The sequence below is a fragment of the Pseudomonas mohnii genome, from assembly GCF_900105115.1.
Lineage (GTDB): Bacteria > Pseudomonadota > Gammaproteobacteria > Pseudomonadales > Pseudomonadaceae > Aquipseudomonas > Aquipseudomonas mohnii.
Genome location: NZ_FNRV01000001.1, coordinates 999,636 through 1,014,330, shown reverse-complemented (window position 1 = coordinate 1,014,330; position 14,695 = coordinate 999,636). Strand labels below are relative to the sequence as shown.

The 14,695-nt window shown below is 57.8% G+C and carries 14 protein-coding genes; 8 read left to right on the top strand and 6 right to left on the bottom strand.

The genetic code is table 11. From position 1 onward, the window contains the following. Nucleotides 1-147 precede the first annotated feature (147 nt). A complete protein-coding gene (locus BLV61_RS04590) occupies nucleotides 148-408 on the top strand; it encodes a DUF2790 domain-containing protein (protein ID WP_047538854.1) in 261 nt (86 codons plus the stop codon). Between the two features lie 44 nt (nucleotides 409-452). On the opposite strand, the gene BLV61_RS04585 is transcribed toward BLV61_RS04590, so the two are convergent. From BLV61_RS04585 to BLV61_RS04565, 5 genes are all read right to left on the bottom strand, one after another. Continuing rightward, entirely contained in the window at nucleotides 453-1,397 is a 945-nt protein-coding gene (locus BLV61_RS04585) for a LysR family transcriptional regulator (RefSeq protein ID WP_090462906.1), read from the bottom strand. Nucleotides 1,398-1,460: 63 nt separating this feature from the next. Further along, the gene (locus BLV61_RS04580; protein ID WP_090462903.1) at nucleotides 1,461-2,411 is read right to left on the bottom strand and encodes an aldo/keto reductase; all 951 of its coding nucleotides are present in this window, start codon (nucleotides 2,409-2,411) and stop codon (nucleotides 1,461-1,463) included. Between the two features lie 79 nt (nucleotides 2,412-2,490). Next, nucleotides 2,491-3,963 carry an efflux transporter outer membrane subunit gene (locus BLV61_RS04575; protein ID WP_090462900.1) on the bottom strand — a complete coding sequence of 491 codons (1,473 nt, stop codon included), beginning with the start codon at nucleotides 3,961-3,963 and terminating at the stop codon, nucleotides 2,491-2,493. Between the two features lie 19 nt (nucleotides 3,964-3,982). Further along, nucleotides 3,983-5,479 carry a DHA2 family efflux MFS transporter permease subunit gene (locus BLV61_RS04570; protein ID WP_090462897.1) on the bottom strand — a complete coding sequence of 499 codons (1,497 nt, stop codon included), beginning with the start codon at nucleotides 5,477-5,479 and terminating at the stop codon, nucleotides 3,983-3,985. Beyond that, the gene (locus BLV61_RS04565) at nucleotides 5,479-6,597 is read right to left on the bottom strand and encodes an HlyD family secretion protein (protein ID WP_090462894.1); all 1,119 of its coding nucleotides are present in this window, start codon (nucleotides 6,595-6,597) and stop codon (nucleotides 5,479-5,481) included. Before BLV61_RS04565 ends, BLV61_RS04570 begins: the two co-directional genes overlap by 1 nt. 259 nt (nucleotides 6,598-6,856) lie before the next feature. Between BLV61_RS04565 and BLV61_RS04560 the strand changes: the two genes are divergently transcribed. The 7 genes from BLV61_RS04560 (at nucleotide 6,857) to BLV61_RS04530 (ending at nucleotide 13,438) form a co-directional block, all read left to right on the top strand. Next, complete coding sequence (locus BLV61_RS04560; RefSeq protein WP_047530460.1) at nucleotides 6,857-7,483, top strand: TetR/AcrR family transcriptional regulator; 627 nt, start codon at nucleotides 6,857-6,859, stop codon at nucleotides 7,481-7,483. Then, on the top strand, nucleotides 7,476-7,985 hold the full coding sequence (gene mug, locus BLV61_RS04555; protein WP_047530458.1) for a G/U mismatch-specific DNA glycosylase: 510 nt from the start codon (nucleotides 7,476-7,478) through the stop codon (nucleotides 7,983-7,985). Before BLV61_RS04560 ends, mug begins: the two co-directional genes overlap by 8 nt. A gap of 482 nt (nucleotides 7,986-8,467) precedes the next feature. Further along, nucleotides 8,468-8,953: a hypothetical protein gene (locus BLV61_RS04550; protein ID WP_090462891.1), complete on the top strand. Its 486-nt coding sequence runs from the start codon at nucleotides 8,468-8,470 to the stop codon at nucleotides 8,951-8,953. Between the two features lie 404 nt (nucleotides 8,954-9,357). Beyond that, a complete protein-coding gene (locus BLV61_RS04545; RefSeq protein WP_090462888.1) occupies nucleotides 9,358-9,903 on the top strand; it encodes a polysaccharide biosynthesis/export family protein in 546 nt (181 codons plus the stop codon). A gap of 32 nt (nucleotides 9,904-9,935) precedes the next feature. Beyond that, nucleotides 9,936-11,048, top strand: a complete 1,113-nt coding sequence (locus BLV61_RS04540) for a porin family protein (RefSeq protein WP_047530451.1) — start codon at nucleotides 9,936-9,938, stop codon at nucleotides 11,046-11,048. A 21-nt stretch (nucleotides 11,049-11,069) separates the two neighbouring features. Beyond that, nucleotides 11,070-12,635 carry a GumC family protein gene (locus tag BLV61_RS04535; protein ID WP_047530447.1) on the top strand — a complete coding sequence of 522 codons (1,566 nt, stop codon included), beginning with the start codon at nucleotides 11,070-11,072 and terminating at the stop codon, nucleotides 12,633-12,635. Between the two features lie 11 nt (nucleotides 12,636-12,646). Beyond that, nucleotides 12,647-13,438 (top strand): CpsD/CapB family tyrosine-protein kinase, encoded by a 792-nt coding sequence (locus BLV61_RS04530; RefSeq protein ID WP_047530445.1) that lies wholly within the window; start codon nucleotides 12,647-12,649, stop codon nucleotides 13,436-13,438. Between the two features lie 43 nt (nucleotides 13,439-13,481). On the opposite strand, the gene galE is transcribed toward BLV61_RS04530, so the two are convergent. Then, nucleotides 13,482-14,459, bottom strand: a complete 978-nt coding sequence (gene galE / locus BLV61_RS04525; protein WP_047530443.1) for a UDP-glucose 4-epimerase GalE — start codon at nucleotides 14,457-14,459, stop codon at nucleotides 13,482-13,484. Between the last annotated feature and the right edge of the window lie 236 nt (nucleotides 14,460-14,695).

Below are 14,695 nucleotides of genomic sequence, written 5' to 3'. Positions count from 1 at the left end.
AATCTGACAACAGTGTATGTCCGCAAGGCAGCTATTTAGGGGAGTGGTAAACACTTAGCATCGTCTCTACCCGCTGAACCAAGGGCGTAGATGGCCCTTGGTTCGCGAGGTCCAAACAAACATACCTTGAACGAGACGGTGAACATCATGAACTTGGCAAAAGTTGCGATTTTTATGGCCCTTGGCAGCCTCGGCGCGCCGGCCTTTGCGGGTCAAACCCCGGCAACGGCCACACCTGTTGAACCCTACACCTACTCGACGCCACTCGACATTCACAAGGTCATTGCCGTGACCGATATCCCGAATGACTGTGGCCCGGTACCGGCGCAAATGACCTACGAAGACTCCAGCGGTCAACGCCACGTGCTGCAGTATCAAGTGATGGGCGCTGGATGCTCGAACGGTTGAGTGCGGTGCAGACGATGGAGGGTCGACACTCCATTGCGGCGGCACTAGCCAAACCGATGTTCTGATTGGCTGACGATTTTTTCATCGGCTGCCAACAAGTCGGGGATGTGGTGTTTAAGAAACTCCACCCAGGTCTTTATTTTCGCGTCCACGTATTTTCGTGACGGGTAGATGGCAAACACACTCAACGCTTCAAAGTGATAGTCCGACAGTACGCGCACCAGCGTGCCTGCCCTGAGTCCGGCGACGGCGGAGGCTATAGGCTGAACACCGATCCCCATTCCGGTGGTGAGGGCGACCGTCATGGCATCGGCGGTGTTGACGTGAAAGGACGACTCGGGCGTATTGATCGTCTCCATCCCTTCGGGCCCCTCGAATACCCAGTTTTCAACCGGCATGACCGTGTTGACGATTCTCAGACAATCATGAGCATGAAGCGCACCCGGCGAGTCGGGCGTTCCGCGTTTGTTCAGGTAGGCCGGCGACGCGCAGAGAATGCTGTAAGTCGTGCCAAGCCGCTGAGCGACAAACCCCGAATCGGGCAGCTCCCGCGCCAGCACAATCGACATGTCATAGCCTTCTTCGATCATGTCCGGCAGTCGATTGGTCAGTGTCAGATCGAACAGTACCGAAGGATGAATTTCCCTGTAGCGGGCGATCGCGTCGATTACGTAATGATTGCCGATGGCTGACATCGCGTGAATTTTCAGCCTGCCCTTGGGATCGAATTGCGCGATGCCGGCTTCCTCTTCGGCTTCACGGATCTCTTCGAGGATTTTCTCGCAGCGCTGCAAATAGCGTATCCCGGCTTCGGTCAACGCCAGGCGGCGGGTCGTGCGGTTGATCAGGCGTGTGTGCAGCCTGGCCTCCAGGCTGGAAACCGCTTTGGAAACGTTAGTCGTGGTGGTGTCCAACAGCAGCGCCGCCGCCGTAAAGCTGCCGCTCTGGGCGACGGCCGTAAAGAAGCGCATGGTCTGGAGAACATCCATCGTTTCCACCTCACAGAAATGTAGAAAAGGGCGGCCCGGCACTGGGCCGCCCCTCGTCGCGTGTTACTTCTTGCGCGGGATGAATCCCGGTACGCCGGTTTCCACCACCGAATTGAAGCGTATCCGCGTCGTAATATCCTGACGGATTTCATGCATGGCCCGATGGGGCAGGGTTGCAATATCAAAGTTCTCGCGAATATGGCTCAGTGTTGCAGAGGTGGTCAGAAAAGCGACGCCGCGCTGTACCGACCAGGCCAGTGCGACTTGCGCCGGGCTCTTTTGCAGACGCCGGGCAATGCCGGTAATGACCTCGTCTTCCAGCACGTTCGGCTCCATGCCATGGCCCAGTGGCGCAAACGCCAGAACGATGATTCCGTGGGCCTGACAGAATTCGAGCAGTTCCCATTCGGGCAGATAAGGGTGGGACTCGACCTGCACCACGGCGGGTTTGATCCGCGCCTGGGCGACGATCTCTTTTAAGGCTTGCAGGGTGATATCGGACAAACCAATGGACTTGCACCGGCCTTCATCCACCAGGCGCTCCATTGCCCGCCAGGTCTCTATCAGGGTCACGCCGCCGTCATAGATGACATGCCCGAATGCGTCTCGTGGGTCCTGGTCGTCGCCGGGCTGGAAGGCAAAGGGCGTATGGATGAGGTAGCAGTCGATGTAGTCGACTTGCAGGCGCCGGCAGCTGGCCTCGAACGCGGGCAACACCCGCTCGGGACGATGGTTGGTGTTCCACAGTTTGGTGGTGACGAACAGGTCTTCGCGCCGGGCCTTGCCTGTCTCCAGGAACGCTTTGAAGGCCACGCCGACCCTGTCTTCATTTCGATAACGTTCAGCGCAATCGAAATGGCGAAAGCCTGTTTCCAGTGCGTGCGTGATCGCCTGGGTGGTCACGCTCAGATCCTTGAACAACGTACCGAAGCCAACGGCCGGTATGTCGCCGGAGCCGTTGATCAGGGGAAACCGGGTTTCGCGAAGTGCATCGAAAATGGGTTCGTAAGACATGTCTCTACTCCAGTGCCTGGGGCCACGGCCGCATGGGCAAGTGACCATTCGTTTAAGTGTTCATGAATGCGCGGCGGCGCTACTGGTATGAAGGTTTTCGTTCGTCGCGAGAGGCCAGTCGTTGCTCGAACACGCCGACGGAGTTACCGCCGAGTGCAACAAACAAACGCACGGTGTCGAGGTATTGCGCGGTCTTCACCCGGATCTGCCCCAGCAGCGCCTGTTCATAGGCACGCTCCGCTTCCAGTACCTGGAGGATGCTGTTCTCGCCTTGCGCGTAGGCTTGCTGGTTCAGGCGCAAACTGGTCTCGGCGGCCCGCATTGCATCTTCCTGGGCGAGGTTTTCCTCGGCGTCGTGGTTGATGGCCTGCAAGGTGTCCGCGACCTGGCCGAACGACGTGATGACGGTCTGTTGGTAGCCGGCCAGCGTTGCCTTGTAGCCGTCGATGGCCGCCTGGCGTTCAGCCTTGAGCGTGCCGCCATCGAAGATCGGCCCGGCGATGCCCGCGGCGAAGCCCCAGAGCGCTGCGCCGCCGTTGCCCGAAGCGGCCTGCGCCAGTGACGCGGACAGCGTGACATGGGGATAGAGGTTGGCCGTGGCCACGCCAACGGCCGCATTGGCGATATGCAGTTCAGCCTCCGCCTGCAAGATGTCCGGCCGGTCGTGGGCCATTTCCGAGGGCAAACTGACGGGCACGTTGGACGGCAAGGCGAACTCGGCCAGATCGAAGTCCGGCGCGATCCAGTCAGCGGGGCCTTTGCCGGTCAGGACCGACAGCGCATGGCGTGCCGAATCGCGTTGCTGGGCGAGGGGGGGCAACAGCGTGCGGTCTTGAGCGAGCCGGGTTTCGGCCAGCGACACATCGATCTGTGTGGTGCTGCCATTGGCGTGGGCCATGCGCACCAGTTCGAGGTTCTTGGTGTCGTTGGCCAGCAGTTTCTCGACGGCACGCATCTGCGCGTTGGCCGAGGCCACCAGCAATGCCTGGCTGGCGACATCGCCGGTCAGGGTCAGGTACGCCGCTTCGTAGCGATGCTTCTGTAGATCGGTGAAGGCTTGCTGTTCTTCGACCTGGCGCTTGTTACCGCCGAACACGTCAAGGTCGAAACCCACCCGCGGACCAATCGCATAGAAGTTGGAGATCGAAGGGTCCTTGGCATTGTGCGTCCGTGCACGGCCCGCCTGGGCACCGAAATCGACTTGCGGATACAGGGCGCCCTCCGCCGCGGCGACAGAGGAGGCGGCCTGGCGGATCGTGGCGTCGGCGGCTACCAGTTCAAGATTGCCGTCGATGGCACGGCGCACCACCTGATCGAGTTTTGGCGAGCGAAAGGCTGACCACCACTCACCGCCGACCTTTTTGCCCAGTTCGATGCGCTGTTCACCGGGCTTGTTGCGGCCCTGGCCAAGACGCTGCTCGGCCTGTTGGTCATAGTGCTGCGAGGTGCTGGGGGCAGGGGATTTGAAGTCAGGACCGACGGTGCAGGCGGACAGGAAGATCAGGGTCGACAGCGCACTGATTTTCGTTGGGAACAGATGACGGGATTTCATTTGGCACACTCCACGAAAACTAGTTGGTCGAAACGGGTTTACGAAGAAAGACAACCAGCGGACTCACCACCAGCATCACCACCATCAAAATCTTGAACTGGTCGAGCACGGCGATGAACGCGGCCTGGCCGGTGATCATTTCGTTGAGCCCCGCCAGCGCCGGCAAGGGGGCCGACACCAGCGAATGCGCAGCGGCGCGATAAGGCGTCAGGTTGCTGGCCAGCGCCATGTGCATCGCCTGGGTATTGTTGAAGAAGTACAACTGCACGACCGCAACGCCCAGGGTGCTGCCATAAGCGCGCATCAGATTGAAGAAACCGGTGCCTTCCGGACGTAACTTGGGGTCGAGGGTGTTGAACGCCACTTTGCTGATCGACGGCATCAAGATGCCCAGGCCGATCCCCTGGATGGCCCCGGCAATCGCCACCGGCGACCAGTCCATCAACGGCGAATAACCGAGCATCATCCAGTTGGCATACGCCACCAGTGCAATGCCCGCCGCCACGAACAGGCGTTGGTCGTATCGATCGGAGTAACGGCTCATCAGGATGAACGACCCGACAAGCCCCGCACCGCGTGGCAGCGTCATCAAGCCTGTGGTGACGGGCGGATAGCCGAGTATTTCGTCCAGCATTGGCGAGGTCAGCGCCATGGTCGACAACAGCACGACGCCAAGGGCGAAAAAGATCACCGTCGACAGCACGAAGTTGCGATCCCTGAGCAGGCTCTTGTTGATGAAATGCACCTTGGTCGTCAGCACGTGCACGACAAACAGGTACATCCCCAGCACAAAAGCGATCGCTTCGATCCAGATCTCGGTCGAGGCAAACCAGTCCAGGCGCTCACCCCGGTCGAGGAGCATTTGCAGGCCGATCATGCTCAGGGTGAAGGTGCCGAAGCCGAAGAAGTCATACGGCGGTTTTGTCTCGGCCTTTTTCTCCGCCAGCAGCAGTGCCACCACCAGAAAGATGAACACTGACAGCGGAATGCTGGCGTAGAACATCGAGCGCCAGCCGTGGTATTCGCTGAGCCAACCGCCGACCGTCGGGCCGGTGGCAATGCCCAGGAGCACAACGGCCGTGAACACCGCGCCAAATTTCGGCCGCCGTGCCGGTGGCAGCGTCTCCAGGGAAATCCCCATGGAGAGCGGCCCCAACACGCCGCTGGCAATGCCCTGAACGATCCGCGCGCCGACGAATTCCAGTGGCGTCGTTGCAGCCGTGGCGAGCCACAAGCCCACGATGAGCAGAACGATCGCAGCCTGGTACACGAGCTTCACGCCAAATCGCCCGGCAAGCCACTGTGCAAGCGGCAGGGTGATGGCGCTGGCACCGAGGTACGCGGTGAATATCCACCCGGCCTGGTCGTCGGTCATCGACAGGCTGCCCTGGATAAACCGCAGTGCCGAGTTCGGCAAGGGCAGGTTCGCCGACTGCATGTAGGTCGCTAGCAGCGCGGCGAACCTGAGCGAGCGCGCACCACCGTCCTGCGGGGTTGCAATCGCGTTGGCGTTCATCAGGAGTTACCTGCGGTCAACAGTGCTTTAAGCGGCTGCCACCATGGCGTGCTGTGGCCCGTGTCGACCTTGACCGTGGCGCTGGTGCCGGAATACAGCGGCAGGTCGGGGTTCACTTCGTCCAGTTCGAGACGAACCGGCACCCGCTGGACAACCTTGACCCAGTTGCCGGTGGCATTTTCCGGTGGCAGCAGGGCGAAGTCCGATCCGGCGCCAGGGCTCATGCTGGTGACATGGGCCTTGAACAGGTGATCAGGGTAGGTGTCGATGCGAATGGTCGCTTCCTGGCCGGGGCGCATATGGGTGACTTCCGTTTCGCGGAAGTTGGCTTCCACCCAGATCTCGTGATCGGATATCAGTGCAAACGCTGGCGCACCGTTGTTCACATAGTTGCCGACCTGCAGGTCGTCGACCTTGGCCACGATGCCGTCATCCGGCGCATACACCGTGGCGTAGGAGAGATACAACTGCGCTTCGTCGAGCTGCGCCTTGGCTTCGCGAACGCTGGGATGACTGTCGACTTCGATATTCGGGTTGCCGTTCAAGGCGACCACGGTGCTGGCGATCTGCTGTTCGATCGAGGCAATGCGTTGCCGCGAGACTTTGACGTCGGTATCGGCGCGCTCATAAATGGCCCGTGAAACGAACTCGGACGCGACCAGCGCTTTTTTCCGGGCAAATTCGCGCTGATCGAATTCGGCCGACTCTTTGGCCGATTGCAATTCAGCTTGCTGCTGCCGGTAGCTGGCCTTGAGCCCGTCGATGCGCAGCCGCGCCACATTCAACTGGGCTTCGGCACGGTTGACCGCGATCTGGAATGGCTTGGGATCTATCTGAAACAGAACCTGGCCTTTATGAACCTGCTGATTGTCCTCGACCGCGATAGTGATCACTTGCCCGGAAACCCGTGCGTTGATCGAAGCTTTTGCCACCCGGGCGTAGGCGTTGTCGGTCGAAACGAAAGGCTGGCCGGCCATGTAATGGGTGTAACCCACCACCGCGAAGAGGGCGGGTACGCCGAGCATCAGCCATGGGCGCAGTTTTTCCTTGAGCGGCTTTTTGGCCGGTCCTGGGTGTTCAATGGCTTGGGAAGCCGGGATGTCGAACTGTTTAGTCATGATCGAATGCACCTTTAACCGGGAAGTCGGGCTAACAGCTGCAAAAATCGCCTGCGGCCCTGACGTTAATAATTGCCGTGAGAAAGCCAACCGGTGGGCAGTGGGGAGGGTGGCTCCGCTGCCGCTGTTTCGTCGCTGCAATACCCGGTTCGAGCCTCGCTTGAACAAACCTGACGCCGAGGAACTTTTGGTTCCTTAATTTTGTGCGATGGTGTAAGAATATCCCTGCACTCACCTTCATTCAAGGATTTTGTACGACATGGCACAAAATAAAGTTCCAGAGAGCAAAGGCCGGGGCCGGCCTCGCGCCTATGACCCGCAGACAGCGCTGCAGCAAGCGCTTGGTGTGTTCTGGAGCACCGGTTATTCCGGCGCTTCGCTCGACAGCATCGCCACTGCGGCAGGCATGAATCGCCCAAGCCTTTATGCGGCGTTCGGCGACAAGCACTCGCTGTACATCAAGGCGCTTGAGCAGTATTGGGAGTTCGCCGTGGCGTCCATGCACGAAGCGTTGACGGACCCCGCACTGACCTTGCGCGAGGCGCTGACGCGGTTTTATGAGGGGCAGTTGTCGATTTACTTTTCGGGCGAGGGTCAGCCCCGTGGCTGTTTCGCCATCGGCACGGCGACAACCGAAGCGGTGGAGGACCCGGAAATACGCGACGTTCTCTCCGATCGTCTCAGCAGGCTCGATGCCGATCTGGAAGCGCGTCTGCGCGTGGCCATTGATCGCGGCGAATTGAGAAGCGATGTCGACACCGGAGCGCTTGCCGTTCTCGCGGCGTCTCTTTTGCACAGCATTTCGATTCGTGCCCGGGCGGGCAAATCCCGCGAGGAGTTGACGGAGCTGGCACGCAATGCGGTCAGCGTGATCTGCGGTGGGTGAAGGACTTGAAGATATTCTGGCTGAACACCTTGCCGTGATTTTCTGCGGGATCAATCCAGGCATGACGGCCGCGGCCCAAGGGCATCATTTTGCGGGTCGCGGCAATCGCTTCTGGCGCACACTCCATCTTGCCGGTTTCACGCCGCAGGAGGTGCGTGCGGAAAACGACCGGACGATCCTGCAGTACCGATGTGGTTTGACGGCGGTGGTGGAACGGCCAACGGCGCGTGCCGATCAGTTGTCCTTCCATGAGTTCACTGCGGCCGCTGCGGCCTTCGAGCAGAAAATCACGCGCTATGCGCCACGATTCGTGGCGTTTCTTGGTAAGGCGGCGTATTGCGCATTATCGGGCCAGCGAGACGTTGCCTGGGGGCTCCAACCCAAGACCTTCGGCCATGCCGCGGTCTGGGTTCTGCCCAATCCCAGTGGCCGAAATCTCGCGTTCACCCTCGATCAGCTGGTGGAGGCGTACCGCCAGCTCAAATTGGCATCAGGTCTATGATCCAGGCAAGAAGGTCCGCGTCGGTTTTCCGCCGTCCACTCAGCCGACGAACGTAACAGGCTTTGACAGGCGGGATACGGCATCGAACAGTGGAGTTGCTACAGGCCGGAGTGAGGGGAAACGGCAACTTTTTGTGGCGACTTGAGCGTTATCGCTTCTCATGTAACCTACGGAAATCTTGATGTTTATTTTCGAAACCATCGCTAACTTTCGAGAAGATAACAATAAAGTTATTTGAGAGCGCTTCTTGTTGCTGATGAATGCTCCAGGCGAGGCGATCGCCGGGCAAACAGTTCATTTGTCTGGCGACGGAGCCGTTTGTTCTGTCGATTATTTGACGCCATTCTCCGTCGGTTTTTATTTATATTTATTATCGTGACGAGCTATTGACGTACTGGCTATGTGCTTATACGCTCAATTTAAGCCGATGAAAAACACCTCCATCCAAAAAAAGAATCACCTCTGTGCAGGGAGGCTCTCCTATGCGTCCGACACTTGTCATTAAATCCGTTTTGGCTCTGATGCTCGTTAATGGTGCGGCGGTTTTTAATGCGCAGGCGACCACTTTTGTCAATGAATATAATCGCATGAGTAACGCTTGCGATTCATTAAGGTCGCAAGTCGGTGCGGGTCCCGAAGAGGCTTCCGGTAGCGAACTACTTACTTTCGGAAACGGCCTTGGCGTGCCTTCATTGGTGACCGATGTCTATTTCGATGGCACTCAATCGGCTAAATTCAGCAGTGTCACTCATCATTCCACCTCGACGGAAAGTGTCAACGTTTCATCTTGCGACGGTTTAATGACGGCGAGTGCTAACGACCGGGTCGCGGTAAACTTGACTAGCCAGGACACGGGTTTGACCGGTGTTTCTGATCAGCCGAAGGCGGTACCGCTATCGGCGGTCGCCTGGTTATTTTCTTCCGCGCTATTTGGTTTCATCATGGTTGCGAATCGACGGAAAGTATAAGTTCGGTCGGCCAGGATGCAGAGGTTTGATGGGGGTTTAGTTAAAGTTGATCTACTGAATCTAAATGGCGTTTGATTAGTTGAACGTGATGCGGGTTAGTTGTGCAGAATAAAGTGCAGGGGGAACGACGGTGTGGGTGGTTTGCCATTTTTGCTAAGTTAAAATGGCTGCCGACTATAACGCAATAAAATTGACGAAGTTGGTGCGGGTTGATTTGTTTTGTTGTAAGTCGTTGTTTAATAAAAAAAATTTCGCTGTCTGAGGTAGTGTCAGATGAAATTATCCGCCGATAAGCTCGATCCGATTGCTCTCTTGTGTTTTTTTGGACATGAGAGGGAAGAGCGTGATTTGACTCCGCTTTTGTGTGAAACTCCTGGCAAGGCTACTTAGGCGGAGGGATCCCGATGTTGCGTTTACTGTTACCTGCGCTCTGTGCGCTGTCTGTCTGGTCAGGCATTACCACTGCCAGCGAAAATAACGCGGCTTACCTTCTCAATCCAGGGGACGTCGTTTTTGTTTCCGTTTGGCGAGAAGACACGCTCAAGGAAGAGGTGCACGTACTTCCCGATGGCAGCATCAACTTCCCGCTGGTGGGGCGAGTCTCAGTAGCCGGGCTTGATACATCGGCCGTCGAAAAACTGATTGCGAAAAAGCTTGAAGAGTTCATACCCGACCCGAACGTAAGCGTGGTCGTGCGTGATCCCAAAGGCAATCTCGTCTACGCCCAGGGTAAGGTGATGAAACCCGGGTCGGTGCAGTTGGCGGGGCCGACGGCGGTACTGCAAGTTCTGAGTATGGCGGGCGGGCTCGACAAATTTGCCGACAAAGATGGCATCAAGGTCGTGCGGAACAAGCAGGTGCTCCCTGTTCATTACAGCGATCTGATATCCGGGCGTGACATGTCCACCAACTATGAACTCCAGGCCGGCGATACGTTGGTCGTGCCTTGACCTTGCGCGACGTATTGGGGTTAAGCTTTCTTATGCTACGAACGACCGGGGCTGCCACAGCCATTCTCATGTTGCCGTATTCGGGGGTGGCCTATGCCGCCACCTGGCAATCCTCAATCGCATTGCCTTCGACCGTCGAGTACGACAGCAATCCGGTACTTCTCGGAGACGATGCCAAAAAGGCCGTGACCCGCACGATCATCGCCCCCGATTTCAGCCTCGTCGGAACGTCTGATCTTGATGAGTTGCGCATCGGTCTTGGATTGAACGTCGTTCGCTCCTCCGACACATCCATCGTTCGTGATCGTGAAGACCCGAAACTGTTGCTGGGCTGGCAGCGAGATACCGAAAAGGGAGCCTACGGGCTGACGGCGAGTTATGTCGAGAGCTCGACCCTCTCCAGCGAGGTTCAGGAAACCGGCGTGATTGCGACCGATGGCACGCAGAAACAATCGACGCTGGGCGGCAATTGGCGTACTGCGGTCACGGAGAGAAGCTCGCTGATCGACGAGGTTGAATACACGAACGTCGATTACGATATTGGTTCGCTGACCCCTTACGATGAACTTTCGAACCAATTGAGCTGGAATTACACCTGGAGTGAACGCGTCGAGCTCTTCACGCGTTTTTCCGCGCGGCGCTATGAGCCCAAATCGGGTTCCGGGGTGGCCTCCTCAAACAGCTATACGCCAACGACCGGTTTTAACTACAAGATCTCCGAGCAGCTCGAGGTCTCGGCGTATGTGGGTGCCAACCAGGTTTCGGGCAGTAACAGCGGCCCCACCGGTCAGGGCGGGTTCAACCTGCACTATGCCGGTGAGCGTTTTGACACGACCCTCGACGCCAGTCGCAGCACGATCGCCAACGGCAATGGTGGTTTCGTCGAGTCGAATAATCTGCGGGGTACGTGGAGCTACTCCATCGACGAACTCAGCCGGGCCGGCATTGATACCTCGTGGCAAAAAACCAAAGGGCAATCGCCGAGCACACTGCGCAACTTTAATGTCTGGGCCAGTCGAGAGCTCTCGCCTTTTTGGGTTGCGCGCCTATCCTACACCTACAAACAACGCCTGCAAGATGGCTTGCCGGATGCCACCGCCAACGTCGTCGGGTTGACTTTGACCTATAGTTATCCCGAACTCTGAAACCCAGCTGTGTGAGTATTTATGGCCTCTGAATACGAAATGTCGGTCAACGACTACATAGCAATACTCAAGCACCGAGCGGTGCTGGTGGTCGTGAGTATCGCGGTGATTTTTGCCGTGAGCGTGTTGGTTGCGATGTACATCCCCCCTGTCTATCAGTCATCCGGCACGATTCTGGTCGAGTCTCAGCAGATTTCGCCCGATCTGGTCGCGGCGAATAACAATACCTTTGCCGACGAGCGCATCGAAGTCATTCGCCAGCGCGTGATGACCCGCGAGCACCTGGAAGGGATCATCGATAAATACAATCTTTTTTCCTCGGAAAGCCGGCGGTTGAGCGTTACCGAAAAGATCGAAGAGATGCGCAATGCAATTAGCGTTTCCTTGGTCAGTGCGGCTGTGAAGGGGCGCGGGGAGGTGACCATCGCTTTCCGCCTGGGCTTTGAGCACAAGCAGCCAGAAATCGCGAACAAGGTTGCCAAGGAACTGGTTACGCTGTTCCTGGATGAAAACATCAAGCAGCGCACCGAGCGCGCCAGTGAAACGACGGAGTTCCTGACACAGGAAGCGGACAAGCTCAGGGTTGAACTGGAAACCCTGGAGAACCGTCTGGCGGACTTCAAGCAGGCGCACAGTAACGCGCTGCCCGAGCATCAGGAATTGCGCATGAATATGCTGTCGCGCGCCGAAACCGAGCTCAAGGAAATCGACCGTGACTACAAGGCTGCCCGCGAGGAGTTGCGCTTCAACGAATTGGAAGTTTCCGCGGCCAGCGCCGGTGTCGTGAGCAAGCCGGGCGCAACGGGTGCGGAAGCTGACAAGCCGCAGGATCTGGGCAGTCTCAAGGCTGAGTACACAAGATTGCTGTCGCTCTATACCGAAGCGCACCCCGATGTGCGCGCCGTCAAGCGCAAGATAGCCGCACTCGAGGCCGCTCAGGGGCCGGGGGCGAATGCAGTGAGCTCCGTCAGCCTGGAGGTGGCCAAGGCTCAGGCCCGGGTCGCCGCTTCGGAAGCGCGCATCAAGTCGCTGGCCGACCAGAAGCGTGAACTCCTTTCCAAGATAGACGCCTACGAGGCGCAGATTCTGGAGACGCCGCAAGTCGAGCGCGGCCTGGTCACGTTGATGCGCGACCATGACAACGCTCGCAAGAAGTACGAGGAAATTCGCACCAAGGAAATGGGGGCGAAGATCTCCGAAAGCCTGGAGCAGGAAAACAAGGCCGAGCGTTTTGTGCTTCTTGAGGCGCCGTTGATGCCTGAGAAACCCGTCAGGCCCAATCGCAAGAAAGTCGTTGCCATGGGCTTTGTGCTCGCCCCGGTAGGCGCTGGTGCGCTGGTGATGCTGCTGGAGATGTTGAATCAGCGTGTACGCGGTGTTGAAGCCCTGACCAGTGTTTTGGGTCGACGCGTTCTGGGCACTATTCCCTACATTCACACCAAGGCAGAACTTGAGCGCAGCAAGCGATTGCGAACACTGCTCATCCTCTGTGGAATTGTGTTGATCGCATGCCTTCTGGTCCTTTTGCATTTTTTCTACATGCCTCTGGACCTGCTGGTGTTTAAGGCTCTGGCGCGATTTGAATAAGGAATATAGCCATGGAAATAATCAAGCCCGCGGGCGATAAAGCCGAGCAACCGGCTTCATCGAGTCTCGTGACCACATCGACTGGGCAGTCTGCAACGCTCAATGCCCTCAGCTACGTGCAAACCAAGGTTGTCCCCTTGAGGGCAGACCACCTCGAGCGCAATCGCATCGTGGCCTACAACAAGAATTCGAGCATGGGCGGGGCTTTCGATTTGCTGCGCACGCAGGTGTTGAAAGCCATGGAAGAAAACGGCTGGCGCACGCTTGCCATCACTTCCCCGACCCCGGATTCAGGCAAAACGGTGTTGGCGATCAACCTGGCGATGAGCATCGCCCACCACACCACCAAGACAGCGTTGCTGGTGGACTTCGATTTACGGCGTCCGAAGGTGGGTGCCTGCCTCGGCCTTCCGATGGAAAAATCGCTCAACGAGTTGCTCGCCGATGAAGCCGAACTGCAGGACGTGCTGGTCAACCCGACCTTGCCGCGTTTTGTGGTCCTGCCGACACGAGAGCCGATTCCGCTGTCCACTGAGGTGCTGTCATCGCCCGCCGTGAGCCATTTGATCAGCGATCTTCGCGATCGCTACAACTCACGTATCGTGATTTTCGACTTGCCGCCGGTGTTGAGTTCGGACGACGTGATTACGGTCTTGCCGAAATTCGATTGCGTTTTGCTCGTGGTCGCCAACGGGATGAACAGCAAGAAAGAGATCGAGGAAAGCCTGCATCATCTGGCAAACGCCAACCTCATTGGCACGGTGCTGAACAAAGCCGAACCCCAAAATCGCTCTTACTACTAGCGCTCATCTTCAGGCGCTCGGCGTTTTACGTCAGCGCCTGCTTTCAATGCCAGGGATGCTTGCGCTCCCAGTTCCAGGCGTGCGTCACAATCTGCTCAAGCGTGGCAAATCTCGGTGTCCAGCCCAGCAGGGTATTGGCCCGTCCCGGATCGGCCACAAGACGTGGTGGATCGCCGGCACGGCGTGGTGCATCGTTGACGCAGATATCCTGGCCGGTCACCCGGCGCGCGGTGTCGATCACTTGTTGCACCGAGAAACCCAGACCGTTGCCGAGGTTGAACGCGGTGCTGGCTCCCCCCTCCAGTAGGTAATCCACGGCCAGTGCGTGAGCGGCGACGAGATCGGTAACGTGGACATAGTCGCGAATGCACGTGCCGTCAGGGGTGTCGTAATCACGGCCATAGACGGTGATCGATGTGCGCCGGCCCGAGGCGGCTTGCAGGATCAGTGGCAGCAGATGGGTTTCCGGCTCATGGCGTTCACCCAACTGTCCTTCAGGATCTGCCCCGGCGGCGTTGAAGTAGCGCAGGCAGACCGACTTGAGACCGTATGCACGGTCGAAATCTTCAAGCGTTTGCTCCACCATCCACTTGCTGCGCCCGTACGGGTTGATCGCGGCCTTGGGGTGTTCTTCGTCAATGGGTACGTACACCGGGTTGCCATATACGGCGGCGGTCGAGGAGAAAATGAAATGTTTGACCCCGGCACGGACCATGGCTTGCAGCAGTGTCAGCGTGGCGGCGAAGTTATTCTGATAATACTTGGCAGGTTCAGTGACGGATTCGCCCACCTGTATAAAGGAAGCGAAGTGGAACACGGCATCGAAACGGTGCTTCGCAAACAGAGCGTCCAGCGCCTGCACATCAGCGATGTCCAGTTCAACCAGTTCCCCGCCCGTCAATGCGCTGCGGTGGCCCGTTGAGAAGTTGTCGGCCACCACCAGATCGTGGCCCGCGGCCAGAAGTTGCTTGACCATGTGTGAGCCGATATAGCCCGCGCCACCCACCACCAAAAATTTCATCCTGATCTCCGAACTCCTGGAAACTATTTCAATGCAAGCACAGATTGGAACGTCAGCGCGTTTCAATTGAGCATTATGTTAGGTAATTTAGCCGTTGAGTTGCATTGACAGGGTTTGGCCGTGCTTTGCCCTGTGACGCCTTGCTCAAAAAACAACCGGTCCAATGCCTGGTTGTATGAGCGACGGCGAATGGAAATGGCTAAAGGCGACTATAGTACGTTTTGTGTCATTGAGTA

Excerpts from the sequence above, each read along its gene's own strand:
- BLV61_RS04585 (WP_090462906.1), bottom strand. The coding sequence starts at position 1,397 with ATGGATGTTCTCCAGACCATGCGCTTCTTTACGGCCGTCGCCCAGAGC.
- BLV61_RS04530 (WP_047530445.1), top strand. The coding sequence starts at position 12,647 with ATGGAAATAATCAAGCCCGCGGGCGATAAAGCCGAGCAACCGGCTTCA.
- BLV61_RS04580 (WP_090462903.1), bottom strand. The coding sequence starts at position 2,411 with ATGTCTTACGAACCCATTTTCGATGCACTTCGCGAAACCCGGTTTCCC.
- BLV61_RS04550 (WP_090462891.1), top strand. The coding sequence starts at position 8,468 with ATGCGTCCGACACTTGTCATTAAATCCGTTTTGGCTCTGATGCTCGTT.
- BLV61_RS04565 (WP_090462894.1), bottom strand. The coding sequence starts at position 6,597 with ATGACTAAACAGTTCGACATCCCGGCTTCCCAAGCCATTGAACACCCA.
- BLV61_RS04590 (WP_047538854.1), top strand. The coding sequence starts at position 148 with ATGAACTTGGCAAAAGTTGCGATTTTTATGGCCCTTGGCAGCCTCGGC.
- BLV61_RS04560 (WP_047530460.1), top strand. The coding sequence starts at position 6,857 with ATGGCACAAAATAAAGTTCCAGAGAGCAAAGGCCGGGGCCGGCCTCGC.
- BLV61_RS04540 (WP_047530451.1), top strand. The coding sequence starts at position 9,936 with ATGCTACGAACGACCGGGGCTGCCACAGCCATTCTCATGTTGCCGTAT.
- galE (WP_047530443.1), bottom strand. The coding sequence starts at position 14,459 with ATGAAATTTTTGGTGGTGGGTGGCGCGGGCTATATCGGCTCACACATG.
- BLV61_RS04535 (WP_047530447.1), top strand. The coding sequence starts at position 11,070 with ATGGCCTCTGAATACGAAATGTCGGTCAACGACTACATAGCAATACTC.
- BLV61_RS04575 (WP_090462900.1), bottom strand. The coding sequence starts at position 3,963 with ATGAAATCCCGTCATCTGTTCCCAACGAAAATCAGTGCGCTGTCGACC.
- BLV61_RS04570 (WP_090462897.1), bottom strand. The coding sequence starts at position 5,479 with ATGAACGCCAACGCGATTGCAACCCCGCAGGACGGTGGTGCGCGCTCG.
- BLV61_RS04545 (WP_090462888.1), top strand. The coding sequence starts at position 9,358 with ATGTTGCGTTTACTGTTACCTGCGCTCTGTGCGCTGTCTGTCTGGTCA.